This is a genomic window from Desulfosporosinus youngiae DSM 17734 (genome assembly GCF_000244895.1).
GTDB lineage: Bacteria > Bacillota > Desulfitobacteriia > Desulfitobacteriales > Desulfitobacteriaceae > Desulfosporosinus > Desulfosporosinus youngiae.
On the sequence record NZ_CM001441.1, the window covers coordinates 3,492,189 to 3,518,227 of the forward strand.

Annotated in this window: 22 protein-coding genes and 1 pseudogene; all 23 read right to left on the minus strand. The window is 40.2% G+C overall.

Annotated elements, in window-relative coordinates:
- Positions 1-80: 80 nt before the first annotated feature.
- Positions 81-1,460 (minus strand): annotated as a pseudogene (mtbB, locus tag DESYODRAFT_RS16300) ([dimethylamine--corrinoid protein] Co-methyltransferase).
- 72 nt (positions 1,461-1,532) lie between these two features.
- A complete protein-coding gene (locus DESYODRAFT_RS16305; protein WP_007784794.1) occupies positions 1,533-2,330 on the minus strand; it encodes a methyltetrahydrofolate cobalamin methyltransferase in 798 nt (265 codons plus the stop codon).
- Between the two features lie 923 nt (positions 2,331-3,253).
- Positions 3,254-3,778 carry a hypothetical protein gene (locus DESYODRAFT_RS16320; RefSeq protein WP_007784797.1) on the minus strand — a complete coding sequence of 175 codons (525 nt, stop codon included), beginning with the start codon at positions 3,776-3,778 and terminating at the stop codon, positions 3,254-3,256.
- A 26-nt stretch (positions 3,779-3,804) separates the two neighbouring features.
- On the minus strand, positions 3,805-5,088 hold the full coding sequence (locus DESYODRAFT_RS16325) for an HD domain-containing protein (RefSeq protein ID WP_052315269.1): 1,284 nt from the start codon (positions 5,086-5,088) through the stop codon (positions 3,805-3,807).
- Between the two features lie 124 nt (positions 5,089-5,212).
- On the minus strand, positions 5,213-6,043 hold the full coding sequence (locus DESYODRAFT_RS29600; RefSeq protein WP_007784799.1) for a methyl-accepting chemotaxis protein: 831 nt from the start codon (positions 6,041-6,043) through the stop codon (positions 5,213-5,215).
- Positions 6,044-6,608: 565 nt separating this feature from the next.
- A complete protein-coding gene (locus DESYODRAFT_RS16335) occupies positions 6,609-7,904 on the minus strand; it encodes a TerD family protein (protein ID WP_007784800.1) in 1,296 nt (431 codons plus the stop codon).
- A gap of 428 nt (positions 7,905-8,332) precedes the next feature.
- A complete protein-coding gene (locus DESYODRAFT_RS16340; RefSeq protein WP_007784802.1) occupies positions 8,333-8,806 on the minus strand; it encodes a chemotaxis protein CheX in 474 nt (157 codons plus the stop codon).
- Entirely contained in the window at positions 8,806-9,222 is a 417-nt protein-coding gene (locus DESYODRAFT_RS16345) for a bacteriohemerythrin (RefSeq protein WP_007784803.1), read from the minus strand. The genes DESYODRAFT_RS16340 and DESYODRAFT_RS16345 overlap by 1 nt, the downstream gene beginning before the upstream one ends.
- 389 nt (positions 9,223-9,611) lie before the next feature.
- Entirely contained in the window at positions 9,612-10,235 is a 624-nt protein-coding gene (locus DESYODRAFT_RS16350; protein WP_007784804.1) for a hypothetical protein, read from the minus strand.
- A gap of 150 nt (positions 10,236-10,385) precedes the next feature.
- On the minus strand, positions 10,386-11,192 hold the full coding sequence (locus tag DESYODRAFT_RS16355; protein ID WP_007784805.1) for an SDR family NAD(P)-dependent oxidoreductase: 807 nt from the start codon (positions 11,190-11,192) through the stop codon (positions 10,386-10,388).
- A gap of 14 nt (positions 11,193-11,206) precedes the next feature.
- A complete protein-coding gene (locus tag DESYODRAFT_RS29605; RefSeq protein ID WP_282433036.1) occupies positions 11,207-11,335 on the minus strand; it encodes a hypothetical protein in 129 nt (42 codons plus the stop codon).
- 220 nt (positions 11,336-11,555) lie between these two features.
- The gene (locus DESYODRAFT_RS16360) at positions 11,556-12,221 is read right to left on the minus strand and encodes a hypothetical protein (RefSeq protein WP_007784806.1); all 666 of its coding nucleotides are present in this window, start codon (positions 12,219-12,221) and stop codon (positions 11,556-11,558) included.
- Between the two features lie 319 nt (positions 12,222-12,540).
- Positions 12,541-12,876, minus strand: coding sequence for a HesB/IscA family protein (locus tag DESYODRAFT_RS16365; protein ID WP_007784807.1), 336 nt, complete (start codon positions 12,874-12,876; stop codon positions 12,541-12,543).
- Between the two features lie 599 nt (positions 12,877-13,475).
- Positions 13,476-14,030: a hypothetical protein gene (locus DESYODRAFT_RS16370; RefSeq protein WP_007784808.1), complete on the minus strand. Its 555-nt coding sequence runs from the start codon at positions 14,028-14,030 to the stop codon at positions 13,476-13,478.
- Between the two features lie 86 nt (positions 14,031-14,116).
- Positions 14,117-15,106: a hypothetical protein gene (locus DESYODRAFT_RS16375; protein ID WP_007784809.1), complete on the minus strand. Its 990-nt coding sequence runs from the start codon at positions 15,104-15,106 to the stop codon at positions 14,117-14,119.
- Between the two features lie 980 nt (positions 15,107-16,086).
- Positions 16,087-16,479, minus strand: a complete 393-nt coding sequence (locus DESYODRAFT_RS26670) for a transposase (RefSeq protein ID WP_052315270.1) — start codon at positions 16,477-16,479, stop codon at positions 16,087-16,089.
- Between the two features lie 638 nt (positions 16,480-17,117).
- Positions 17,118-17,783, minus strand: coding sequence for a response regulator transcription factor (locus DESYODRAFT_RS16390; RefSeq protein ID WP_007784810.1), 666 nt, complete (start codon positions 17,781-17,783; stop codon positions 17,118-17,120).
- Positions 17,780-20,146, minus strand: a complete 2,367-nt coding sequence (locus DESYODRAFT_RS16395) for an ATP-binding protein (protein WP_007784811.1) — start codon at positions 20,144-20,146, stop codon at positions 17,780-17,782. The genes DESYODRAFT_RS16390 and DESYODRAFT_RS16395 overlap by 4 nt, the downstream gene beginning before the upstream one ends.
- 54 nt (positions 20,147-20,200) lie before the next feature.
- Positions 20,201-20,368, minus strand: coding sequence for a competence pheromone ComX (gene comX, locus DESYODRAFT_RS16400; protein ID WP_007784813.1), 168 nt, complete (start codon positions 20,366-20,368; stop codon positions 20,201-20,203).
- Between the two features lie 109 nt (positions 20,369-20,477).
- Positions 20,478-21,392, minus strand: a complete 915-nt coding sequence (locus DESYODRAFT_RS16405) for a polyprenyl synthetase family protein (RefSeq protein WP_007784814.1) — start codon at positions 21,390-21,392, stop codon at positions 20,478-20,480.
- Positions 21,393-22,125: 733 nt separating this feature from the next.
- Positions 22,126-23,133 (minus strand): phosphodiester glycosidase family protein, encoded by a 1,008-nt coding sequence (locus DESYODRAFT_RS16415; RefSeq protein ID WP_007784818.1) that lies wholly within the window; start codon positions 23,131-23,133, stop codon positions 22,126-22,128.
- Between the two features lie 875 nt (positions 23,134-24,008).
- Positions 24,009-25,070 carry a tRNA epoxyqueuosine(34) reductase QueG gene (gene queG, locus DESYODRAFT_RS16425; protein WP_083842256.1) on the minus strand — a complete coding sequence of 354 codons (1,062 nt, stop codon included), beginning with the start codon at positions 25,068-25,070 and terminating at the stop codon, positions 24,009-24,011.
- 183 nt (positions 25,071-25,253) lie between these two features.
- On the minus strand, positions 25,254-25,901 hold the full coding sequence (locus tag DESYODRAFT_RS16430; RefSeq protein WP_007784823.1) for a flavin reductase: 648 nt from the start codon (positions 25,899-25,901) through the stop codon (positions 25,254-25,256).
- Between the last annotated feature and the right edge of the window lie 138 nt (positions 25,902-26,039).

Consider the following 26,039-nt stretch of genomic DNA (forward strand, 5'->3'; position numbering starts at 1 on the left):
AGCAAGTTAGGCCCTGCTAACCTACGCCAATAACTAGAGTCTGGGAAACTAAGATCTGTGCTAATTAAAATCTTCCCTAATTACTTAACTCTTTTCTTAAAACGCTCGACACAGTTGATTTCAATATCGAGCAATTTAGCGATATTATGTTTCGCTTCAATGCCCTTAGCAGCGGTGGCGATTGAGTGGATTCTGCCAATATCAAGGTCTTCTCTCACTTCATCCATCACTACCGGATCAACTAAATCTTCTACAGAAACTTTTAATTTTCCGGCAACATATGCTTTCGCTTCATTTAAGCGCATTCCCTTAGACATTTGCATACGTGCTACCAGATCTCCGGCAGTACGTACTCCGCCCATGCCTGCGGCCATTGCATGACTTATTGCCATTCCGAAAGGATCGCCCACGCCTACCTATAATCCGTCTAACCGGCCAATCTCGGTCATTGCGACGGAGGCCCGGCTCAAAGCATCGACAGGTGGAGTATCGACAATCGGAATACCTCCAACTCCCATTCCCATGTTGGCATGAACCGGAATACTGGAAGCTTCCGTGCAGGCTTTGCACATGGTTACAGCCCGGGTGATGTCATAAGCGAAGGAGTGACTGCTATTAATGTTAACCACGGGGCCAAAGATGGTTACTCCGGCCTTTTCAGCTAATTTAACCTGCTCATGGGGATATAAGCCAGCCAGTTTTACTCCATCATAATAAAGGTCCCCATGCATACCTAACACGTATTCTCCAGCCATACCCATTTCAATGCATATATCAGGATATTTCTTCTTTAGAATTTCAGTGGCTTTCAGTGTTGCGTAAAAATCAGCATCACCAGCGGAGCCCGTTGTGTCAAAGTTAATCCCATCTGCACCGGCCTCGTACATCTTGCTCGACGTAAAAACGAGGTCGTGAATCATTAATTCAATGGATTCATCATAGGCTGCCCGGGCTTCTTTAATTTTACCCTTTGGCAATAGGGTAATCGGGTTAGCAGCGGGTCCGTCAGGGTAGCTGTAAAGTGCCATATTCGGCATTGCTCCGTAAAATAAAGGAAGAGTCGTAACAAGTTGTGCTTGTTCCATTGTGGCTTGTTCTTCGTGAATAATGGGCTTCGTGGGTTTATAGCTGTAGTCTACGTGAGCCAGCTCAGCAGTATCAGCACCAAAACACCGTTCGTATATTTGTAAGTCTTGAATTCTGCCGATAGAGATTCCCAAGCGCATCAGCTTAACGCTGCCCTCATCATAGGTCAGAACTAATTCTTTACCAGGTTCAACCCCTACAAACCGGCCTTTTCTAGTGATAATCTCCAGCAAATGTTTTTGATCATCCTCAGAAAGAGGAGCACAATTGGCACGGTCTGCGGCATCAATGGTGGCATTTTCGATGTCTTTTTTGATTTCGTCCACCGACATTTCTACTCGCAAGCCGTCGCCTAGTCTGGTTGTAATAGTCATTTTCAAGCTCCTTTCAAATTTTTATGCGATTATCCCCGCTAACGGGAAGACGCCATAGTTATGGACCTAAGATTACGCGTTGGCAATTCCGCTTCTTACCGCTTTAAGATAAGCCATACATCGTTTATCTCTATCCACGAGGACCTCGGAGGCATAGAGTAAGGCCATTATTTTTTTATCCAAGGGATCGATAATTACAGAATCCATTCCTTTAGCAATACACATTACGAAGAACGCCTGATTTAAAAGTTTCCTTTCAGGCAGTCCAAAGGAAACATTACTCAAGCCGCAAGTGGTATGAATTCCTTGGTAACGCTTATTAATTTCTTCTAATGTAGTTAATACCTCATTACCAAAACTCGTGTTTACACTAACAGGCTTAACTAAGGGATCTAAAAATACATCGCCTAAGCCTATCCCGGCACTGGCGAAACTATCACAGAGCTTCTCAACTATAACTAAACGTTCTTCTGCGGTGTTTGGCATGCCGTTATCATCCATGCATAAGGCAATAACTTTAGCGTTATATTTTTTAATCAGCGGAATTATCGCTTCAAGTTTTTCTTTTTCAGCTGTAACGGAATTAATCATGGCCTCCCCTTTATGGGCCATAAGTCCTTTTTGTATAACTTCCGGGTCCGCGCTATCTATTGCTAAAGGAACATCTACGACAGCCTGAACTGCATCAATTAACCAAAGCAAATGTTCTTCCTCGTCATCAACAAAAGCCCCTGCATTAACATCTATGTAGTTGGCTCCTGCTTCGACTTGTTTTTTGGCAAGCTCCTGAATGTACAGGATATTTCTTTCTTCAATAGCTTGTTTAATGGCTTTTCGTGTTGAGTTAATTAATTCGCCGATAATAATCATATTAAAACAACTCCTTTACTCTCTATTTTTAATACTTCAATTAGAGATCCCCGGACATCATAATCCTCCTTCTCCCCCGCTTATCAGAATTATTAAGCAACTTTGATGCCAACATTAGACAAGGATGAAAATGCTGATAGTTAGCGGTTCTCAGGAATTCCGGACCAAACAACAGTAACCTTGTTTGTAACTATTTTCTTACAGTCGGGGCTAAAGAGCGATTATTAAGGTGTAATAAAATTTTCCCGAAAAAAAATATTACATTATAAAGTTGAATCCAAACTGGCTTGTTAGATTTTCAAAGAATAAAAAAATGCCGGCTCTCTGAGAACCGGCATTAGGTATAATACGCGCTCTATTATTTGATGAAGTCAGCTCTCCAATTTGGAAAGTGATTTGATAGGTTCATAGTCTACATATGCTGTAATTAAAGCTATTAAAAGGCGGGAACCAAAATGAATGAACCCATCTTTGAAGAATATGGAGAGACAAACTGTTTGCTGCCAGCACTGACGACGACAGGTCAAATTCGTCAGCGCCGACGAATTTGACCTGTTACCAGGCCCTTCTCCTTCCGGGGATTCAGCAGAAGCATCTCGTTTTCTCTGCAGTAAACGCAGCTGCCCGGCCAATGCCGCTATCCTCTCCGGTTGCGATGGCGGCCTTGTTCTGCATTCCCGGCCGATGTATTCACCTTTTTCTGCGATCATATTGTTTTTGAGAATACATTCTTTTATCGGCCTCTTTTATTAATTCTTCAATAATTTGCTCGGAGTGTACTTTTGTTACGGAGCCGAGAGCGATGGAAGCATTTTGAAAAGAACCTTTCCCCCACCGATAAACATAGGCTTTTGGGTATAAAAAAAGGTACGAAATACTAGACAGTCCAATAAAACTGTTCAATACTTCAGCCATGTATCTATTTATTGTAATTGATAGAGCAAGCCCCAATCTTCAAGATCTTTATAGGCTTTCTTAATTTCCAGCTTTTTATATTTAGGTTTAGCTTGATATGTCTTTTCCAAAACATCTTCAACGGATCCATTGCCTAAAACATATTTTTCATGGTGATCAATAAAGTAAATTGTAGCATATAACTCCAGATCTGAAGGGCTCTTGCTACCAAAACACTCAATCAATTCACGAATTTTCTCTTGTTTATCTGCATCTAGTTCCTGAAGTGCAGGATCCTGAGACAAATCGTCTGAAACCTGATATTTATATCTGCTTTTATCAGAAAGACTTACCCGATCGGTTTCCAGCAATTGCTCAAAATCTGCTGCCAGGCTGTCCGAATACGGACCATAGTAATGAAAGCGGAAAGAATATCCGGTTTCCAATCCAAAGGCCCTTGCCAGATACACCAATTTTTGCAATGATTTCTTGCCGTTGATTTCTTGCAATTGGTCAATCAAAGCCGTTAAAAAGGCTTTTTTGCCCATATTCATACATACCTCCTCCAATTCATTTCGATTCATTTAAATCGTTTCCCAAATCCCTCCTTTTTGGTTTGCATTTCTTCATACTCTTTTTCAAGATTCTTCATTTTTTGTACATATTTCAGCCACCGATCATCCATTGTGTCCATATACTCCTTCACTGTCTTATAGGCATTCTCACCTTCGGCAAGACAGTGCTCCTTATTGGCATAGATCCGGATAATGTTGATTTTACTATCAGATAAACTCTTAATGGGCAGGGAATAACTCTGGACTGGCTTTATACTTTCGGTATGCTTATCCTTTATAGGTACTGCATAAAGTTGCTGCGATCCTTCCCCTACATTTTCATCGGAAAGAAATGTACTGGGACTTATTTGATATTTAGCAGACGAAGTTTTGGCCTGATCAATATAATAATTTTCAGGCTCCACGTCAATAGGAAAGCTTTTTCTAATTTCATCATCGATCCAACCGAGCTTATGATAATCGCTAAAACCATTTTCTTCATCGCTTAACTGATGAGGAGTGGAAACAAAGACCTCACTGATACACTTTCTGTTCAGTAACCGCTTTGCCCATTGATTTTTGCGTGCCTTTTCCCTTATCAGTTCTAAAATAAAATTATCAGTATAGCCCAGATATTCCTCAATATCCGTAGGATATTGGCCTCCCGGAAGGCAGTTTTTCAAAAAGTTAATAAGGTAGCTGTCCAGGATGCGGCGTGTCTTATGAAAATACACCTGAATAAACATCCAATATCGGGAAAAAACAAACTCCTCCACAGCTTGTACGCCATCAGATTCTACACCCAACTGCCAGATTCCTTCCAGTGAAGGGCAAATTGTTAAGGTATCCAATAATCGGTTCAAATCATATTCACCGTATTTTACACCGCAATAATAAGAATCCCTTAAAAGATAGTCCATCCTATCCATATCGATCTGACCGCTGATCAGCTCTTTGGCAAAAAACCATTTAGGTTCAATTATTGTTCCTTTCATAAAAGAAAGGATTGTCGTGATTTTAATATCCATTTTTTTAAAATAGTCATTTTCTTCTATGACGTCTTTAAAGCACTGTTGAACAATCAGCCTTGAGTACACTTCATGTCCAGATGCTAATTCGCCATCAAAATCCATGAGTAGTGGGAATACTCCACCCTCTTCCTCTCCCACATGAGAAAATGGAGCATGCCCTATATCATGCAGTAAAGCAACAATCTTAATGATTTGCTTCAGACGTTCATATTCACTGTCCTCCATCGGTTCCGGTTGCTTTATTTTTAATATATCCATAGCTTGAGCTATTAAATGCATAACACCAAGACTATGTCCAAATCGAAGTCTTGACCTTCGTCCGGTAAATGGAACACCCTTCATTGACAGTGAAAGTCTGGCTCTCGATAATTTTAGGAGGACGTATATCACAGATCAATTGAGCTTACAGTATTTTAGACAATTCAATTAACTTTTCGGCAATCGATATATTCTGCTGGATCGCAGAAGCGATTTCCTGTGTGGCCTCCGCCTGGTTTTCACTAATCTTTTCAGTTTTTTCCGTGTAATCAATGATATTGGCGATGTTTTCATTGATTTTGGCTAGAATCGCTGCTATTTCCTTCGTGGAAACAGATGTATTGAGCGATAATTTTCTTATTTCTTCGGCGACAACAGAAAAGCCCTTGCCTTGCTCGCCGGCTCTCGCCGCTTCAATGGCAGCGTTAAGACCGAGCAAATTGGTTTGCTTGGAAATACTCTCGATGACATTGAGGATTTGGGCTGTATTCTGCAGATCGTTTTCAGCATTACGCGACAGTGCCAATAATTCACGTTGAAAATCACTCAGTTCCTGCGCAGACGCCGAAAGCTCCTGCGAACTGGCGGCCACGTGCTGAAAAGCGCTGGAGAGTTGTTCAGCGATCCCAATCAATTCGCTCTGAGAAGAAAGATCTATGCCGACGTTGAAAGTGCCTACGACCCGGCCGGCATGCACGATGGGCGTAACAATCCCCTGAAAAGTGTAACCATAAGCTTCTTTTGGCACTGCGGCCACTATTTTCGTACCTGTCCTCAGAACCTGGTTAATAATATCCTCGGGCGGTATCGCCGCCCCCACAGTCGCCTTGACATCAATCTTTTTACCGGGATAATAGGCTATAAACTTTTTTTCATCGGTCACGCTGACCATGCAGTCCAACGGAAAAACATCCTGAATAAATCCGGCGGCAAACGTCATTGCCCCGAGCACTTCTTCTTTTGTCGAGTAATTCATGGTTTAAGTACCTCCACATCAACCGTTAAGCTTTTTTAGTGATATTATTGATTATTATTTGCTAATATTGATTGATATTATCAGCCGCCTATTCAGCCTTATCCGACAAACGCTGAATAATCCATTCAGTGTTTGTACTGGCATCCTCCGGCCTGAGGGCAGGTCTGTTTATCTTTATCACTCATGTACCCTTTCAAAGTTCGAGATTTAATTGGTCTGTGGAATTAAGGTTTTTCACTGAATTACAGCCAACTAGAGGCAATTAAATCCACGACTTAAAATTTTAAGGATTTTTTGTCTAATTACCACCTATTATAGCATTTTAGATTGGCAGCTTTTTGTCGAATCGTAATAACTCTTTCCCCATTTTCATCCGCCTTCACAACAAACGTCACTTCATGACAAATTCACGTTTAGAAAGAAACCAGCATTCGCTGATCCGCTGTGAAACTCTATTTCCATATCCAAAAAAGACAGAGCAGCTCCAGCACTATTCATGTATCTTAGCAATTCGCCGATTTGAGCGTTACCCTTCCGCTGAAGCTGGCGTAGCAACTGTCCCTTGCTACTTATGTCCGGCTTGCCAGCGAAGTCCCCAATGGAATTCCTGGTCCAGATCTCTATGACCCTTAAAAAATTGAACTAATCGTTTAACGCTTAAAGTTTGGTCATTCACATTTTCTATCAGGGCAATGGCACACATCCTCTGAGCTGTACTATATTCATCCAGGGCGACAACAATGTCCGGGCCATTAGGTTGCTTTAAGGTAACAACCCCATCAGCTTGACTCCAATCGGCGATACCTTCATAAATAAATGTATAGACCAAGATCCGTTTTATCTTTGCCAGCTCATTCCCATTGATCCTTAAGTTTTCCCCTCTCGAAACAGCTCCGGTCCGATCGTCCCCATCCAAGGCAACATAGGGCGGTTTATTAAGCTTGCCAAAGGAATTTCCCAAGGCCTGGACCACGCCAATGGTCCCATCTTTAAGTTCATACAAACAACCCAAGTCCAAGTCGATTGACTTAGCACCACTCCCCATTAAATTAGCTAGGAATCCGCCCGATGGTTTAGTCTCCCGGTTTCGATTCCAATTCAAATTGACTAAAATCTCCCCGAGTTTAGTGGTCGTTTTGACCAAATTAATAGTCTCGCCTTTTTTCTTAAGCTCGATTTTAGTGAGATTTATCTTCGGAGAACCTGTTGCTTGGGAATTAAGGTTTTTTTCGGGGTTATCTGTTTCCCTAGGATTTAAGGATTGTTGCGGATTATCTGTTTCCTTAGAAGTAATCTTGGTTTGTTTGGGCTGTTCGTTGACCTCAATTCCAAAGTTTTGGCATAGAGCGGCTAAACCGCCGTTAAAACCGCTGCCAATAGCATTAAATTTCCATTCTCCATTATGCCTGTAAAGCTCACCCAGAACCAGTGCATTTTCCACTGTCAGACCGTTGCCTAGATTCAGTTTACATATTTCAGTGTTATTAACACCATTTAAGATTTTAATATGCAAATCCCATATTTGCCCAAAGTTTTGTTTCCTTACTAAGGCATCATAAATTGTAACACTGAAGGCAATTCTCTGGATTTCCGACGGGATGGTATTCAGGTTAATCTTAAGTTGTTTGTTAGCGGAATCTTGATCGACATATAAGACAGAATTGCTCCTATCCTTTGGGTTGCTATAGAAGACAAAATCTTCATCTTTGGGAACCTTGCCATTAGCCCCCAACAGAAAGGCCGAGGCATCTACTTCCATACCCATGGGGACTTTCCATTCCAGATCTATCACAATTGCCTTTAACCCCGGATTAGTTTTCGTAATCTCAGTTTTTTGACCTTTAACGACTTCGATAGGCATGATTATGTATCACTGCTCCTTTGCTACTTTAAATGTAGAAAAATAGTCGTTTGTTCTGATGTTTAATACAAGGGCTTCTGTGCTCGGAATTATTGCGAAATTATATATTTTTTACTTGTTCCCGGATATGAAAGTGAACTCGTTCAGCTTGAGCGTAAACGAGTTCACCTTGCCGGTCAAGGCCCTGCTCCCCCACAACCAGCAGGCTGATGCAGCTATTTGAAAAGTATGGAGCTAAACTGTTCGCTTCCAGCGATGACGCAGGCAGGTCAAATTCGTCAGCGCTGACGAATTTGACCTGCTGCCAGGACCTTCTACGAAGTCAGACATTTTTCCTTGTCTCCATCTAATAACCATTTTGCCATCAGATAAACTCCTATCCTTTCATTTTCATCGCAAAAATGTACTGGGACTTATTTGAAACTGCCTTAGCCCGCAGCCTGAATTGTCCGGAGGTTCAGCCCCACATCCCCGATAGAAGTCTTGACCTTGGCCTGGTAAATGGAACACCCTTCATCGACAGTGGAAGTCTGGCCCTCGATAATTTTGGGAGGACGTATATCACAGATCAATTGGGCTTGCGACAGACCTGACAAAGCATTGCCGCTGATAATATTAGCGATCTCACCTAAAGCCGATTTAACAAACTCATCGATTTCCTTGAACTCCATACCGCTCATCATTTTCACCATTTCCAGGGTCGTATCTTTGGGAAAGCTATACATGACCTCACCATTGAGATCTCCGGTAATTTCTATGACAATATCGATGTTTTCTATGTATTCCTTCTTATCATTGTTTTCCAGGGACGGAACAGTATCAGTGGTTACGTCCAGATCCAAGAGCAGTTTAAAGGTCTGACTGGCTGCATCAGAAAAGGAGGTTAAAAGTTCGCTTTTCATTAGTTAGCCTCCTTACTTCTTGCATATTCCGCAATCTTCTGATCATCTGCCACCACATGATTGATCAACCAAGCTAAAAGCTTCCCTCCGAATTGCTGCATGAGTTCTTCTTTAAAGCCTTCTTTTTCGTATTCATCAGAAACCGCCACCACATAGGCAACCATTCTCTGATGAACCTTCTGATGCTCCTGATAATGGGGATAGCCGATTGCCGCCTGATAGGCTTCTTCATCGGCAAAATGGGTCACTACATAACCTTTCATAAATTCAAGGGTTTCATTGACTTTTTCAAGCTTTTCCTCCCAGGGTTTATCGGAACGCAGGGTTTCTACAAACGCAGTAACCCGGGAAAACAGCTCTTCATGCTGCTGATCGATCTGGGGAACTCCCACCATATACTTTTCTTTCCAAATCATATCCTCTCTCCTTTCATCTTCTGCAATTCTTCTTGTTTGCTTTAATTATAACACGAGACAAGAAATTAACAAGGAATCATTAAAAAGAGAGTGGTTTTTCTCATTTTAGCTACGGCGATATGGTTTGTAATGAGCATGGAAGCTTACGAACGCCATCAATTTGAAAATGAATGAAGGCCACCAATACAATCCATAAAATGTATCAGTGGTCTTCTTTATTTTGATGTAGCTGTTCTAAAAAGAATGCACCAAATTCTACAGTCAGCAGCTATGCATACGATCTCAATGAACGCCTCACTGGTACAGATCAAAGACTCTTATGAATTCCATGTCCTTTATATTCTCTCAGATTTGTGAGTTGACTGTTAGCGACAGACTGCGTATCTCGCTTATTCAAGTACCGGAAATATAAGATATTTTTCCTGTACCCAAAAATACCATCCTCCCGGCGACATAAAGTAGACGTAAGAATCTTGTCTTTTCTCAATCCTTCCTCTTACGTCGTGAGAAATCTTAGTTGAAACTGTAGATTCAATCTGATTATACTGATCTACTTCATAAATTGGAGTACCTTCTTTAATAAATAAATCTCCCTGAACCAGCTTAATATTGTTCTCCGTTAATCGAACAGTTTCCGATTCAGGTATCCATCCTTTATAATTTATCGGAGAATCATAAACCGGCACAGATACATGTAACCACAAGCGCTGATCTTGACATTGAGCAGCATCCAACACTTGAATTACAGTGTTTGCTGCTATTGGACGGATGATTTTATAATTCTGAATTGGAAGCGCATGAATCAGCGATTCTTTCGCGACAAATCTTTGCTTATCCTTGTAATCTTGGTAGGCCATAGATAATGAATCAACCTGCTCTAACTTTGACCGTAAATCAGCATTCTCATTTTCTAAAGATTCAATCTTACTTTTTAAATCTAACTGATTAGAACAACCCGTATTTAAAACAACAATAATCAAAATGAAAAATAAGATCCTTAATAATTTCCTCATAGATATCCTTCCCTTCTCAAATACAATCCCCCCCGGTTAATAGTTTACTGTTCACTTTGTATCCTGTAAGCTAAATGGGAAAGAACTTCCATACCATCTACTTGTCGAATAACTGATTCAGAATCTGCTTCCTCATGGAGTGTTTTTATTTCATAAATTTTTCTTCTTTTTGCCTCTTCCTTTCTGATTAAACGTACTTGCTAATTTATAATAATAATTTTTTGGCAGCACCTTAGCAATTTTAACGGTCAATTTTGTATGTATTCCCGGTATGGAGATAACCCTGTTTTTCTCAAGGTCCTTCATGGCTATTTCCACTACCTTTTCCGGAGACAGCCAATGAATTAAACCTTTGTTCCGCTGTTTCGCTTTCTTCATTCCCATTTTTTTATGAAAATCCGTCTTCGTCAAACCCGGACAAACCACTTGGACTATGACGCCGGTGTTCAGCAAATCCAGGTGAAGTCCTTCAGTGAAACTTAGTAAGAAAGCTTTGGCTCCTGAATAAACTGAGTTTTTAGGAATACTTAGATAGGCGCTTTCCGAGGAAATATTGATAATAATCCCCTTGCCCCTTTGCACCATGCCCGGCAGCAGGGCATGAATGAGCTTCATGGGGGTCGAAACGTTCACTGCCACAACTTGTTCCATGGTATTTAAATCCGACTCCTGATAGAAGCTGTTTATCCCAAAACCGGCGTTGTTGACTAAGACCTCCACCTGGCGATATCTGATTGCCTCAATAAGTTTCTCCACCCCGTCAGGCTGGGATAGTTCTGCTAACACAACGTCCACTTTCCCGCCCTGGGTTTGTCTCAGCTTTTGGGCGAACTCCTCAATGACGGCTCTGCGCCTTCCCGTGATGACAAGATCATATCCGTCCCGTGCAAACCTAAGGGCATAAGCCGCACCAATCCCGCTGGTCGCTCCTGTTATAACAGCCGTTTTACCTTTCATGTTTATCCCGCCCTTTACAGTAAACTCTGAGCCTTATCCTCTCCCGCTGATTGAACTTCCGGGTTTCCCTGAGTGTATTTTATTACCATTTCTTTGCCGCCGTCAATTGGTATTCTCTGAAATAACGATTTCCATATGTTCATAATTTGCTAATTTCTGCTCAATGCGGTTTTTTGTATATTGCCTATCCAGCAGATTGGAGGATAAGAGAATTTATTAGATAGTCTCAAAAAAATGTGCGACATATACCTTAATGATATTCTCCTGATTTCAAATTATAGAAGCCGGTACCGGAGAAATGAAAAGCGTCCCCTTTTACTGTCAAAATAAAGCGGGACGCTTTTGGCTTATGGTATTAAGAGTTTATCCGTCGGCTTTATCATTCTCGGCCGGGTGCATTGTTTCATTAGCCCAATCGTCAAGTCCTTTCAAAATAGCCTTCTGGGTCAGTTTGCAGATTTCCGGCAATCCTCCACCCCACGCTTTTTCGGCAGCTTTATAACCTTTTTCTATAGCATCTTTTAATAAAGCTACCTTGGAGGGATCACCGCCCGCAAGCGCTTTTGCAAATTCTATTGCCCTTTCCGAAGTCTGCTTTACACCCCAAAAGCCGTCTTCAGAAATTTCCTGTTGCGCATTTAGGCGAGTCGAATCATTCACTTGCAGATTCTGATAAAACGCCTTCAGTCTGCCATCGTATTTTTTCATGATCTGATCGTAGCTTAGGCCCTTACTTTCACCTGTTTTCAGACTCTGCATAGCGACAAGGTTTTCCACTATTCCCTGCAAACTACTCAGTTTTAAATCAACTTGCTTGCTGATTTCGCTCAGTTTTGTCGAATCCCTGGTATAGGTAAGCTTCGTATTGTTGGTCTCTTGCCCTGACGCCTCATATACGGCAGCTTCCGTGACAGGAATTATTGACCTCTTATCAGCGGCGGAGGCTTTGGAACTATTCTCACTATCAAGAACCTTTACCGCATTAGTGATCCCACTCGGTGTCGATGGTAATACCGGATTAATTGGCATAATACTTCCCCCCAATTCTCAATATCCTCTTTCCTTATATATCGTCGCTTTTGATAAAAACTTAACACTCCTGAATGATATTAATGGTCCTGAAGCTACCAAACAAGCTGGGATCGAAAGCGAATATATTTGGAATAATGATAAAGTATACGATCCTTTTGCCAGGTGAAATATCACTGAAAAAAATACTGCTAAAGGTAAGGACTTATCACATAGATTTGTGACTAAGCCTCAAGCCGCAGACAAAAAGAGGCTTTACAAAGCGTAATGCCTCTTTTTGTCTTAAAATGAACCGTAAATGCTGCAAAAGTTGTGTCTATCAGCAGCTTCCTCCGCATCCGCAACTCCCGCCACAGCCTCCGGCATGGCCCTTGATTTCCTTGCGCATTTCAAAACCTTTGCCGTTGTCAGAGTCATTATAATCTATGGTGACTCCCTCTAAAACCGTAGCCAGTCCTATGTCCGCGATGATTGATACTCCATATTCTTCATATAACATATCATCCTCAGTCATTGACTCCTCAAAAGTCATGCCAAAATTGGGTCCGCTGCAGTCTGCATTTAAGAAATGGATTCTCAGAAATGCGTTTTCCGTATCTTCTGCTTTTTGTCTTTCCTTAACTTTTTGGGCCGCCGGTTCTGTTATTTTAACCATACTTGCCACTCCTTCCTGAACTTCATAAAGCAAACGTCCTGTTTTAACCACTTCACCGGATAAACTTTTCAAACTAATTATATCCCATCCTGACAGCAAAACATGCCGAAAAAACGAGTTAAACGAAAAGGCCGGCACTCCAACTGTTTCTGCGCTGGGCAAGGTGCACGGCGTGGTGATTTAAATTCCCGCAATTTGTCGAAAATCCGGGCTGATTCTACTCTTTGAAAAACATGGAGGATACTGTTCGCTGCCAGCGATGACGGCGGCAGCTCAAAGAGCGGAACCAAACCGCTCCGGAGAAAGGGTGGGTTCAAGTCGTGCGCTTGCAACGGCGGTAACATGATGACAATCACGAATAGTATTGCTACTACCGCTTTATTTAAAATCCTTAACATATTTCGTCTTGTGGGATGAGTTTTTGGCTTTTAACAAAGTATCCAGTTGCTAAATTTAAAGCAATGTCTTCTGTTATCAGTGTATCATCCGAGGTTCGAACTGCTGACTGTGACATTTTGATTGCTAGTCCCGCAATATGTAGGGGGTTGGATTCACTTCCTTGTAAGTAAAGATGAAGATATAAATTATGTCCCTAAGTCTTATTTTATGAGATTAATACTTCTAAGAATACTTATTATCTCGTTCTTGTTTTGATTAAAATGTTCAGTCTTAATATTTAGATATGCTCCTATGAAACCTTCATCAAGGATTAAATAGATTACTTTTTTTCCGTCAATTTCTTTACTTGATAAAGTTCCCTTTAAGCCACTATTTGTTGTAAAGTCATCTCTTTGGAAATCAGGTTCTGGAATAACTATATGTCCGACTTGACCATAAACATAGATTATTTCATCTTGTTTACCTTCTACAAAAATATTCAGTCCACCATCAGGGCTTGCATTTTGTTCATTAGTACCTGAATTGTAAACGTCTTCATGAACCGTCCATTTTTTAGGATAAGCAACGCTAAATTTAAATTTATTATTTATATAGATGTTTGTAAATTTATCCAACTCTTTGATAAAACTCATTCTACTTTCAGAATTTCCTGGTTCACTGGTCACATTTGTTTTAGCTATACTGTTACATCCTGAACAAAAGGCACACAGAATTAAAGGAACTACTAATAAAATAATAAATTTATAAATTTTCATTATTAAATCCTCATTTCTGGTTTTATGATGGCAGAAAGGTTATTAACCATTCTATTCAATAGCTAATAACCTATAGATATTAGTTCTTATTTTTTTGAAAAAGGCATATATTTTGCACTAGCCATTTGATCATAGGACCAGGTTGTATACTCAGCATGATATGGTGTTTGTTCATAGGCAGAAATAGTTTTATAGTAAGTACTATTGTAATCTATTAAGAAAGTATGATCATTCATTACAACAGCATCGCCTGCCTGAAGGTAATTATATGAATTATATAGATCGGTGTAACTAGGGCTGTTAACATTGTAACTACCAACCTTCGGATATAGCCCGCTTTTTATCCCTTCTATAAAAGTATAAGTAGTCTGGCGAGATAATCCCATGGAAAAACTAACGAAACCAGAACAATCATTACCATATTTAGGCATTTTAATGTCGTTTATTGAGTACGCATTATAAAAATCGGTTTTGCTAAGAGCATTCTTAAATCCAGTATTGTCTACCTGATAATAGGTTTGGGTATATGGTATTCCTCTATATTCAGTATTTGCAGAAAAAGTATATCTTCCTTTCCATCCAACTAAATTTTTGGTTGGGGTCCAGAATAAAGATACCATACTATAACCTTTATCTAAAATTGCCTGTCTTTCTGCAGGGGTAAGAGAAAGAGGTGATATTGATGTATCTGTTGCACTGAGTACATGAGGTTTGAGTTGCCTTTTACTAGGCCCTTGCACATTTACTTTGATTTTTTCTTCAATGCCATTATAAGAAACTTTTACTACAGTGTTACCTATTCCTTTTGCAAGAATTCTCCCATCATATGCTATTGCAATATTCGGGTCTTCGGTTTGCCATTCGGCATCTTTTGATACGTTTAGCGAAGTTCCATCATTAAAGATTGCATCGACATCAATGAACTCAGAAGCCCCTACGGTATCAATTATCGCAACACTTTTTGAAAGGTTTAAGTTTGATAATTTTGTACTTGACGCAAAAGCAACACTATTTGCTAATAAAAATGCTGTTAGTGTTAGAACTAATATTGACTTGATCTTTTCCATTAGTTTCATAAACTTTCTTCCTCCTCATTTAAATATCTAGCCTCTCAGAATTCACTCACAGAATAAGATAGCAAAAGCTTTACCTAATCCTATCGAATATAGAACGACTAAAAATAGTTTCTGGGATACGAAACATATTGCTCTCTCCTTTTCTAAATCTCCCTTCACAAAAATCCTTAGTAGTATTAGTATGTCTTGTGTAGGGGCGAACGCCTTCAGATCATTTATTACCTTACGAGTATTGATGATTTGGGACGTCATTATTTAAATGGCAAAACCAATTAAATACAATAAAGTCTACTCGACACCTCACTGGATATCAGCATATATGAACACCAATATCCTCGGATCAACTCTCTTGGAAAATATAACCTTCTTCATGCAAATTACTATACAATAATATAAATACTTTTGCACCGAAAATCATGCTGCAAGATACCGCAATTCTTTTGTGGTCACCGCAAGCCCTATTTTACAAAATATAAGATGCGATGAAAAAAGGGACCTCACGGTCAATGTCATTAAGTTAAGCTCAAAGATAAGACCGGGAATAAAACTGGAATTCGAAACGGCATGGGAAAAGCCCTGTGCCGTTTGTTTTTTTGTGCAAGCAGAAAAAAAACGTACAGGAAACAAAGCGGATGAAATATCCGCTTAAAAAAGTGTTCATGTAAAACGAATATGCTACTCTGTAGACGAAGCTAACGACTGATTTCCAGCGGATTTTGCGCGTATTCTTCTGTCCTGGGCGAATGGGTCGAATCGGCAAAATGTTTTGCGAATCAACGCTTCAACATCGGGCGGGGATTCATCGTCCCGTGAGCACAGGAAATGTCTGCAAACGTGAACGGCAACCGTGAAGTTGACTTAGTAGGGGTACCGCCCTGAAAGAGGTTTCAATGCCCCATCACATATTATAAATGGACTTGATTTCATCGGGTGGGAAATCAGCGGCAGAAAGATCCGTCATGACGGTTTCATAAGGGCCATTAGGCGGGACGAAAGTTCCACCCTTTGCGTTCAAGATGCGCGAGATTGTTGTAACTTTCATACCCTCTATCGGCCGTAACAATGGTTTTGCCCTTGATGGGAGAACGGTCAACCATAGCAGTCAGCACCCTTCCCTCGTTGCACAATCTTCGCGGCTGAACAAGGGCATCCACGTAAAGACTATTGCACAAGTCATAGGCTGCATTCAAATGCAGAAGGTTATAGCCTTTCGTGTTCGGTTGACTTTGAAAATAGGTGTTCGTGTCCGCAGAGTCCGTCGCGATATGCAAATCCGAACCGTCAACGGCAAGTAATCGATACCCTCGGTAGTCCTTAATATCCGTAAACGATTGCGTAAATTGATGAAACAAGAATTCCACAGCGGACGGCAAGATTTTATTCCTCTGTTAGACAAAAGCAGAAGTGGTTGCGGTGTTTACGTCATAGCCCTGCGATTCCAAGAGCTCCTTATATAGGCTGTTGCCCCCCCCATGGAGATTAGGAGTTGCATAACCGTTTCAAAGAGCAGCTTTTTCTTTCGGATAAAATCTTTTTCAGGGTTTTGACATAAGATGCTGGTGCGGCTGACATTTCTCGTATGAGGGATGTCAGTGTTTCTTTTAGCGAATGTGTGTACCCATTCATTAGCGTAGCCTCCTTGTTTTTTCAAGGGGCTTCGCTACACAATTTCATCTGCTTGTCAAGTCCTATTTTCTTTTCCATACAAAAAAAGAGCGGGCTATTTTTTCGATAACCTACTCTTTTTCTTGATTTTTAGCCCTGCACCTTAACTTAATGACATTGACCTCACGGCCCCTGAGTTTATTTCCCATATTTAAAACCTAATAACTATATAAAATCTACATTAGTGCGAAGAGATACCTGAGAAACTGCACAAGCTCTATGAAACTGCGAAGGCCTGTCATCTGGAACGCTGGACACGTCAAACAAGGGATTGGTCCTTATGTGAAATCTTAGTCAAATGCTACAACTATCTTGACAACCGTCGCGACCACCCAAATTGTTATAACTAATAACTCATGAAATCCTCATTAGGAATAAGCCCAAGGCGTTTGGCTTCAAATATCGCTTCTGATCGCGACCGAACCTTTAATTTCCCAAAAATTCGAGTCAAATTATACTCAACCATACGTTGGCTCATTAATAAACTATCCGCAATTTCCCTATTGCTTCTACCTCTGGCTACTTCTTGAAGAATTGTTTGCTCCTTTTCATCAATCGATATACCTTCTAAGTTTACTTCATTCGCCGAAACAATAGCCCGTACATCATTCCTCCTTAGCTGATGTAAAAGGGATATCGGTACAACTGCCTCACCACGTAATACACAGCGAATAGCGTTAACAAGCTGCTCTTGGGATGCCGTCTTACTTATGAACCCGGAGACACGTGCTTCTACCAAAATATTGAAATGAGATGAAATATCGTATCCTGTATAAATTAAAATAGGAGTATCCGGATTTATTGCGATTGCCCTCCGAGTTAATTCCAATCCATTGATTACCGGCATATTCAAGTCAAACATCAGCACATCAAATGTCTCGCTTTTCAAAACCTCTAAGGCTTCCATACTAGAAGTTACAACAGTAACTTTCATTTCAACGTCTTGCTCAATCATGCTTTTTGTCCCTTCGCCAACTGAGGGATGATCATCGACTAATAATATTTGAATCACGTTGTCCTCTTCCCCTCTTTAACGCCTTGTTCGTTTACGTTAGTAATCATATCAATCGGCAGCCAAATTGAAACTTCAAGCCCCTTGCCTAAACTCGAATAAAAACATGTTTTACCTTCAAGACCCGAAATTCGCTCTTTGATTCCAGCTAACCCCATATGACTCAAAGAAGATTGCAAATTCTGAAGATCCATTCCAATACCATTATCTCGATAGTCGAAATTGATACTATCATTACTATTGGCTAAGGTAATATTGATTTCCGTTGCCTTGGAATGTTTAGCTGCATTAGTCAATAGTTCTTGTACAATTCGATAAAGTACCAATACATGTTCATAATCCAAATTTATACTGAAACCTTTTGCATTAAAATTCACAATATAATCATTTCGTAACTGAGCTTTAGCAAATAAATTCTTTAACGCTTCTACAATTCCCGACTCTTTTAATAAAGGTGGGAGGAGTTCATTGCAGGTTTCACGAATTTGATGAGTGACATCTAACAGCCCTTCGGCCATGTTTTTTAATTGTTTCCTTAGATCTACCGGGATTCTTTCATCAACCGATATTCTTTCAAGGTTACGATACCACAGCAATTGTTGTTGTAATGCTGAATCATGCAAGTCTGAGGCTAAACGACGTCTCTCTTTCTCCGCTAAATTAAATAAAAGTCGCAATACCCAAGGATTAGCTGAATCTTTCCGCGTAACCGCTTCCTCTAATTTCTCTATTAGCCCCTCAATTAAGTGTAGGTTTTCATAAACTATACTTGCATAAGAAGCGATTGTTCTAAGCCATACTCTTTCATCTTGGTTAAATTCAGTCCGATTTAATTTTTCCCTAATCCATACGAGGCGACTTTTGTCCTTCTCTTTACTTAGTATGAGAAAGACTCCACTTCTACCAATGTCAATTAACTCACCGACCAAAACTAATTCAGTATTATTCTTCAGCCAATCAATTATTATTGTTTCTGGAAAGTCTGCACTCCCCGTCCCTATCGATAATGAATAATCTGTCAAATCTATTTCTAATAAGGAGATGGATTTGACGGATAAAACTTCAGTTACTTCCATAATTAAACGTTCTTCTAAATCGGATATTTTCATTACTTTGGCAATATCCTGAGAAAAGCGATCTAAGCTTGCTTGGAAATTATATTTTTCCTTAAATAATTTCGTACGAAAACGGAAATCAAGGTCTTCTTTTACATAAAGAAATGCTATAAGTCCTATATATACAACAAGGATAATCTGAATCCACTGAACTAAGGTAAATCCCCTTACAAAATTAAAAAGAAACAATATAAAGATTGCAGTGGGTATAAGGGTTAATAGAGAATAATAACGTATACGGTCAAGGATAAAATCAATATCGAACAAGCTATTTGCTATAATCAGATATACAAATACTCCGGGCAGAAATATTAAAAAAGTTGCTGCTAAAGCTCCTGGTATTAGTTCAATTCCAAATAAAACTTTTGGAAGACTCGCTAAGGCAACAAAGGGAAAAAACGACAGTGTAAACCCAATTATTATTATTTTAAAAACTGGTTTGCGGATGGTATTCCTATAACGAATATAACGAGAGATTAAAATGTAAAGACATAAAAGAATACCTATTGAAAAGACAACAAGGAATAAATGTCTAATAATCCATAAATTTCGGCCAAAAATCTGAGATACTGCAAGAATAACCAGAAGAAAACCATTTGTTAAATATAATGCAAACAGGATTTTACGACTATTCAAAAAAGAAAGCCCATATCGATAGAAATAAGTATTTAGAAATTCCAAAAAAAGTACTGGTATTAATGAGAATGTAATTCGGTTGACGTATATCCCTGGAGTATCTATCCTTGACGAAGCCCCAGCACTTAAATAACTTAATCCAATAGTAAGAAAAAAGAGCATTAGAATATGAGCAGACATATCGTTGCTTTTTTTGACATACAAGACACAGGAAAAAACGAATAAAATTACAAAGACAAGTGTTGGTATCACGATATGATACTGAACTTGCTGCGGAGTCATATTATTTGTCACCTTATGTAAGATCAACTCTCCGTTTCTATTAATGACAATTGTCTCTGCTTGTTCTATGACACCATACTTTAGAACTGCAAAATACTCACTAGGTTGATTTTGGTTTATCAGTGAAACAGTATCCCCAACTTTGATTCCTTGTTGTTTCGCCCATCCGAGATGATCCACATAAGATATTTGCCATTTACCTGCTTCATTTTCATCTACACTTACTCCAATGTATGGAATGTTTAAAGTGATATACAGCAAGTAATAGGACAACATTAAAATGATTCCTGCTAAAATTAATAACACGAACCTTTTTTTTAAGTTTCCCATGCGAAATCTCCTTCCATAAAAAGAGTCAGGTGCTATCCTGACTCTTCGTGTCTTTTACCAATACTCTATCGGGATTTCAGAGGTGCTACCTGAACTTTCAAAAACATCATGAACGGCCTTTTGTTCCATTTCTGTTAATCCTATTAAGCTTGCTGTCCCTTCTTGTACTCTCTCTTTTACATCAGGATTTTGGATTAAATACTCAACAACATTTTGCAACATACCCTTTTCCCCCCTTAATTTTTATCAAAATTCTATCATAAAAACTACCGCTTGACCCCGCCAACAGTACTGCGGTTTTCCGCAATTATATTGCGGGGGAACAAAAGGTCTAAATATATTGCACCAACTTTTCCTTCCATTCTTGAACTATACCTATACTATCTATTAGATCAACAGCTTGTAACTGATTTAGCCTCATAATAACGCGTGCATATTCAAGAGCACCGGATTTTTCAATTAACTCTTGAATTTCTACCTTTCTTTTTACGAGTTCTCCTTTAGTTAGTTTACCGGCAAAATAGTCCCTGGCAAACTGATATTGCGGTTGTTGTTTCTTAAGTAAATATAGGGTAAGAAGAGTCTTTTTCTTATTGACCAGGTCATTTTTTTCATCCCACCGGCAGATATCCTTAATATCATTCTTGATTTGGGCAATTATCCCGATATGCTCCGCATAGTTATTAACACTATCATGATGTTTTCCTCCGGCTAAAACTGTTCCTACCAAACATGCGGCAGCCATAAGTGAACCTGACTTTCCCCTGACCATATGAATATAATCTTCTTCGGATTCAATCAAATCCATAAGATCCGTGTGTTGACCATTAACCGCTTTTAGTACACACATATTTAGGTGATCGTTTGCCATATCCTTTAGATCTTGTTCAAATGACGTTTGTTCTATTGCTTTTGTACTAAGCGCTAGAAGGCCCGTAGCTATATTCATAGCTAATGCCGGGTTAGTAATATGCCAAGGTACTGAAAAATTGTCTTGGTCCTGCAAGTCATCAAATATATCCAGCGAAAGAATCATCAGCTCAACCGCGGCTGCCGCCAGGAAGATGTCTTTAGACTGGCCGGCAAACATCCGGTAATGCAAAATAACCAGCTGACCAAAAGGAAAGTCGCCTTTCATTTTGAACATAATGAAGTCTGACATATCATTTTTAAGATCTTTTACTGAAAAAAACTGTTGTACTAATTGTAACATGACTTGTCCAATAACATCCCGATCCTCTTGCATAAAATTTGTTCCCTCCTATGTCCCCACAAAAGCGTAAAGGTACAGAACAACTGCTCCGCTGACGTAGGTTACTCACACCTTTCAGCCTTATTTCTCCAAAGTCCCTTCGCTTATGATGACAAGAAGCATCTTAATGCAAAGAAGAATCTCTTGGCACGGTCATTAGCCCTATGCTTACGATCCGAATAGTTCAACAATGTTCGAGACGCACTAGTCCCTTTGGTAAGAAAGACCCTCGAAGATAGACTTCGGAGACTTTTTCCGACCCAAGCACTATGTGATTAAAACCATTTAAAAAGCTCAAGAATTAGTCTTTGAGTATATTGGTAATTGTCAAAATGTCTGCACATAGCAATAGCCATTGGGAACCGAGATAATATCCCAAGATTAAATAAGGAGGAATTTCCCATGACCACCCGTAAGGTTAGGAAAGAGCCAGGTTACTTCGTTGATCCGCCTACTTCATCTCTTTACGTTGAATTCCAATTCCCCCAAACTAAAACTTTTCAATTTCGTTCTGAACTCTATATTATTACTACCTTAGGTTTAGTTCTCTCCATAAGTACTACAGCTTTAGCAGCTCCGATTACCCCTCCAAACACAATATACGAACTTTAAATTGGAATAACGTTTAAATTGTACTAAGCAGCAATATCCGTCAAGGAATTGCTGCTTAGTATACGTGGACAAGTAAATGGGTTAATAGCTTAACTCTCCTCACTTCTTGATGTACTTATGGCATAACCACAAAACCAGTAGAAATATAGCGCTCACCAAAAATATTCCAAAGTTTGTTTAATACTTTACCATCATAAACCATTTCGGAGGAGGATCCACCATCTAGATTAGCAGCCGTAACAGCATCGTATTTTTTAAATATATTGTAGACATCACTCATGCCAGCCCCCATACTCCATGTGGGTTGGCGGCCATCAATAACTACAAAAATAATTGTTCCATCGGCTTTTTGACCTATGGCCGTGCGAGGTGCATATCCATACGGACCGTCAGTAAAATCCGCCCTCTTTCCATCGACGATTAAATTGGGTTCAAAATGAACTGCTTCTTGAATACCTTTCTCACGTATCTGCGTCGATGACATATTACCCAGTATTAAGTGTCCTTCTTTGTCTAAGCCAATAATATTCACAGCATTATCTTCAACATTGTTATGGACAAGTTCCCCATTATGAACCGTAAGCCCGTCCGGCAAAGCTCCATTACCGATGCCATCCGGGTCATAAAAACCCCCGCCATTTATACCGGCAATGGCCCCTATATTTTTAACTAAATCGCTTAAACGATTCCCATTAACTCCAATATCCTTTGTAACAGCAACTTTAATGCGTTTGGGGTCTTTTATTAACATGACTTTCCCATGAAATTTCCCTAATGCGTTCTGACCATTTATATCTTCAACAACGATACCTGATGCTAAATTCACAGCATTACTGCGATTAGTATTCTCAATGTCCCCCCCCAAACTCTGATTACTTTGACCAATAATCTTTTCAATCTCTTCCTGGGCTAAAAAAAAACGAAGATACTGAGGATGACGGGATGTATAAACCGTACCAACGGCAAGAGATCTAAGCGTGTCGAATGGGCCGTAAAAGATGATAAACGGAGCCATTAACATAGGAAAAAGGATCTGAAAGATAATAAATAAAATTAATAGTTTAGGCTTAAATTTTCCCCTTTTTTTATTAAAACGTTTAATTCTTTCGTTTGCTATGCTCATTTAAATCCCCTCAACCTCGAATTTCAAAATTAATCCTCTAGTCAGGATCGGGGCTTAGCTTAAAGACGGTTATATAGTATGCCAAGGTACTGAAAAATTGTCTTGGTCCTGCAAGTCATCAAATATATCCAGCGAAAGAATCATAAGCTCAACCGCGGCTGCCGCCAGGAAGATGTCTGTAGACCGACCAGTAGCAGACATGGGAATACATTGCAAATAACACACGAATTAAAAAATGAAGCGCATTGTGGTTTTGTTATGCTCCCCTTTTTTATTGCGGTTTTTTTCCTATGGTTTCAAAGATAGTCCATATCAAAAATAACGAGAATATTATTAGACTAACCCAAGATAAAATCGATCCGTATTCTCCAATTACATTACTTATTCGCTGTCCACTGTCATCTATATAATGAGCAATACTTATAAACTGGTAAACCATTGATACCCAAGTGATGATGTATATAAGTAATTTTATGATTTTTCGGGAACGTGCATTGATTTTGGTATCTAACTTATGCCAAGCAAAATATGTTACAACGATTACGAGTAAAGGTAACCAAAAGAATAAAGGCACGGCTGACCTCCTTCTGTTTAATTAGTCTGCATTTTAGCAAGGATTGCAGCGCGCAAGAACGACTCTTGAAAAACCTATATCAGGACAACCTTCTTCAATATCCCATCCGGCCTCAATGAATGCTTCAAAATCGCACCAATATTGATCGGGTAAATTAATCCTTCTTTGTTACAAATAACTTTACTATAATCCAAATATTTTTGCACCGAAAATCGTACTGCGGGATGCCGCAGTCTTTTACGATCCACGTAAAATCTATAACAAAGATACTATGAAATTTTTTTACCGCCTTCTATACGTGTTACTCACATCTTCCGGAGCCATCCTGAATATAAGGCAAAATCACCGGCGGAACAGATTTATCCTTTTCGCGTTCTGCCAACCATTGCTCACTCCGGGCATCCTGAGCATTCCTTAAAGCTAAAAAAGCATTTCTCTGCAGAACTCCCTTTCCGCGCCATCCTGCGGCAGTCGCTTTATAGCGTTTTATAAATTCCCCTTTGCTTAAATTAAGAATCTCGTACAAATTCACACCTCGGCAGAAGGGAGCCGGGGCTGTCGAGGCTGCGGGCGGACATAAGCCTGGATCTTCAGCCAGCGCTTCCTCTTCCAGCCGTTTTTGATTGTGGGGGCACACCTCTTGACAGGTATCGCAGCCAAAAATTCTTAACCCAAGGCGGTGCCTCTCTTCAGACGTCAGCACCTCTTTACTCTGAGTTAAATAAGAAACACATTTCTTAGCCGCAAAGGGTTCTTGGCCGATGATCCGGGCAGGACATGCCTGAACACATTTTTGGCAGGTTCCGCATTGCCCGGGGATTAAAGGATCATCCTGCCTGATCTCCTGATCTAACAGAAGCAGGGCAAGAGCTGCAAACGATCCGTACCCTGGAATTATCAGGTGCTGATTCCGTCCAATCCAGCCGATTCCTGCCCGCAGCGCAAAGGCACGCTCGACTAATGGTCCGGTATCCACTTGAAAGCGTGGGAAACCCGGCCAACCATGGTTAACCATCCTATCAATCAGCTGATTGATTTTCCGAACAATAACTCGGTGATAGTCTTCCCCCACTGCTGAGCGTGCCATGACACCCTCTCCTTCCTGAGGCGGAACTGTTAAAGGAAGCGGAAAAGCTAAGGCAGCGACCGTCCGGCAATCTTGCCAGACCGCTTGAGGATCTATCCTTTGTTCAATTACCTTGCTCTCAAAAGGTGTCATCAACCCCTGATCAATTCGGGTTTGCAACAATGAGGCCAGGCTATCTATAGGTTCAGCCGCAGTAAACCCAACTGAGACAAAACCCAATTCCCTTGCCCATCTTTTTATGTTCATTTTCCACTGCGTCTGTTCAACAATATCCATCTTCAAATTCCCCGATTTTGAAAACCGCCTTTCAACGGATGTTTGATTTTTACCCAAATAATAAAGCACAAAACCACCTTAATATAATGGCTTTATGCTTTAAGTCTTTTCTCATTAGTTCTTGATAACACCATCAGTCATTGGCAGCACTTAAATTTTCAACCTTCCTCTTAGCTTAACGGGTTACTTAGACGCCCTAAAATAGGCATAGGTCATGGGATCTCCTTCTTGCAGGATCTCCCCTGCCGTAACATCCCCTACGAATAGGGTATGGGTTCCGCAATCCAGTTGGCCCGTAACCGTCGCCTCCATGGTTACAAGTACATCGTCCAGCAACAGAACTCCCGATTCTCCCCGGTGCACCGCTAAACCTTCGAACTTATTGACATCTCTTCCTGACCGGTACCCAAACCCCCGGGCATAGTCGTGTCCTGTTTGACTTAATACGGATACTCCAAACTTGCCGCTCTTTTGAATTAACTCGTGAGTATAGTTTTGTTTGTTAATTCCAATCGCTACTTTAGCCGGTTCAGAGGTGATTTGAAAACATGTATTCGCACATTGCCCATTATCTTTACCTTCAGCATGAGCAGTAATAATAAAAAGGCCGTACGAAATTCGATAAAGTGCTTGACGAATAGCCGCTGCTTTATCCGGCTGAACGGTTACCGGCTTGGGAACGGATTTTTCCGCGGGCGAAGCTTTCGCCGCTTCCTCCTCAGTCACCTGTTCGAAGAAACTTGCATCAACCCCACAAATCGGACAAATATCCGGCGGATTCTCGCCAGTATGTATATACCCGCATACCGTACAACGCCAACGTTTTTCCATTAATTAACACCATCCTCTCATTGCAATAATTATAACTTTATAATAGATACAGGTCAAGATGAATCCTTTGAAATCCTTTAGAAATCAGCTAATACGATGTTCAATTTAGCTAACCAATTCACGTTGATCATGATCATA

Bases quoted from the DNA above. Each gene is read 5' to 3' on its own strand.
- DESYODRAFT_RS16305 (WP_007784794.1), bottom strand. From the start codon at position 2,330: ATGATTATTATCGGCGAATTAATTAACTCAACACGAAAAGCCATTAAA.
- DESYODRAFT_RS16320 (WP_007784797.1), bottom strand. From the start codon at position 3,778: ATGAATATGGGCAAAAAAGCCTTTTTAACGGCTTTGATTGACCAATTG.
- DESYODRAFT_RS16325 (WP_052315269.1), bottom strand. From the start codon at position 5,088: ATGCATTTAATAGCTCAAGCTATGGATATATTAAAAATAAAGCAACCG.
- DESYODRAFT_RS29600 (WP_007784799.1), bottom strand. From the start codon at position 6,043: ATGAATTACTCGACAAAAGAAGAAGTGCTCGGGGCAATGACGTTTGCC.
- DESYODRAFT_RS16335 (WP_007784800.1), bottom strand. From the start codon at position 7,904: ATGCCTATCGAAGTCGTTAAAGGTCAAAAAACTGAGATTACGAAAACT.
- DESYODRAFT_RS16340 (WP_007784802.1), bottom strand. From the start codon at position 8,806: ATGAAAAGCGAACTTTTAACCTCCTTTTCTGATGCAGCCAGTCAGACC.
- DESYODRAFT_RS16345 (WP_007784803.1), bottom strand. From the start codon at position 9,222: ATGATTTGGAAAGAAAAGTATATGGTGGGAGTTCCCCAGATCGATCAG.
- DESYODRAFT_RS16350 (WP_007784804.1), bottom strand. From the start codon at position 10,235: ATGAGGAAATTATTAAGGATCTTATTTTTCATTTTGATTATTGTTGTT.
- DESYODRAFT_RS16355 (WP_007784805.1), bottom strand. From the start codon at position 11,192: ATGAAAGGTAAAACGGCTGTTATAACAGGAGCGACCAGCGGGATTGGT.
- DESYODRAFT_RS29605 (WP_282433036.1), bottom strand. From the start codon at position 11,335: ATGAACATATGGAAATCGTTATTTCAGAGAATACCAATTGACGGCGGC.
- DESYODRAFT_RS16360 (WP_007784806.1), bottom strand. From the start codon at position 12,221: ATGCCAATTAATCCGGTATTACCATCGACACCGAGTGGGATCACTAAT.
- DESYODRAFT_RS16365 (WP_007784807.1), bottom strand. From the start codon at position 12,876: ATGGTTAAAATAACAGAACCGGCGGCCCAAAAAGTTAAGGAAAGACAA.
- DESYODRAFT_RS16370 (WP_007784808.1), bottom strand. From the start codon at position 14,030: ATGAAAATTTATAAATTTATTATTTTATTAGTAGTTCCTTTAATTCTG.
- DESYODRAFT_RS16375 (WP_007784809.1), bottom strand. From the start codon at position 15,106: ATGAAACTAATGGAAAAGATCAAGTCAATATTAGTTCTAACACTAACA.
- DESYODRAFT_RS16395 (WP_007784811.1), bottom strand. From the start codon at position 20,146: ATGGGAAACTTAAAAAAAAGGTTCGTGTTATTAATTTTAGCAGGAATC.
- comX (WP_007784813.1), bottom strand. From the start codon at position 20,368: ATGTTGCAAAATGTTGTTGAGTATTTAATCCAAAATCCTGATGTAAAA.
- DESYODRAFT_RS16405 (WP_007784814.1), bottom strand. From the start codon at position 21,392: ATGCAAGAGGATCGGGATGTTATTGGACAAGTCATGTTACAATTAGTA.
- DESYODRAFT_RS16415 (WP_007784818.1), bottom strand. From the start codon at position 23,133: ATGAGCATAGCAAACGAAAGAATTAAACGTTTTAATAAAAAAAGGGGA.
- queG (WP_083842256.1), bottom strand. From the start codon at position 25,070: ATGGATATTGTTGAACAGACGCAGTGGAAAATGAACATAAAAAGATGG.
- DESYODRAFT_RS16430 (WP_007784823.1), bottom strand. From the start codon at position 25,901: ATGGAAAAACGTTGGCGTTGTACGGTATGCGGGTATATACATACTGGC.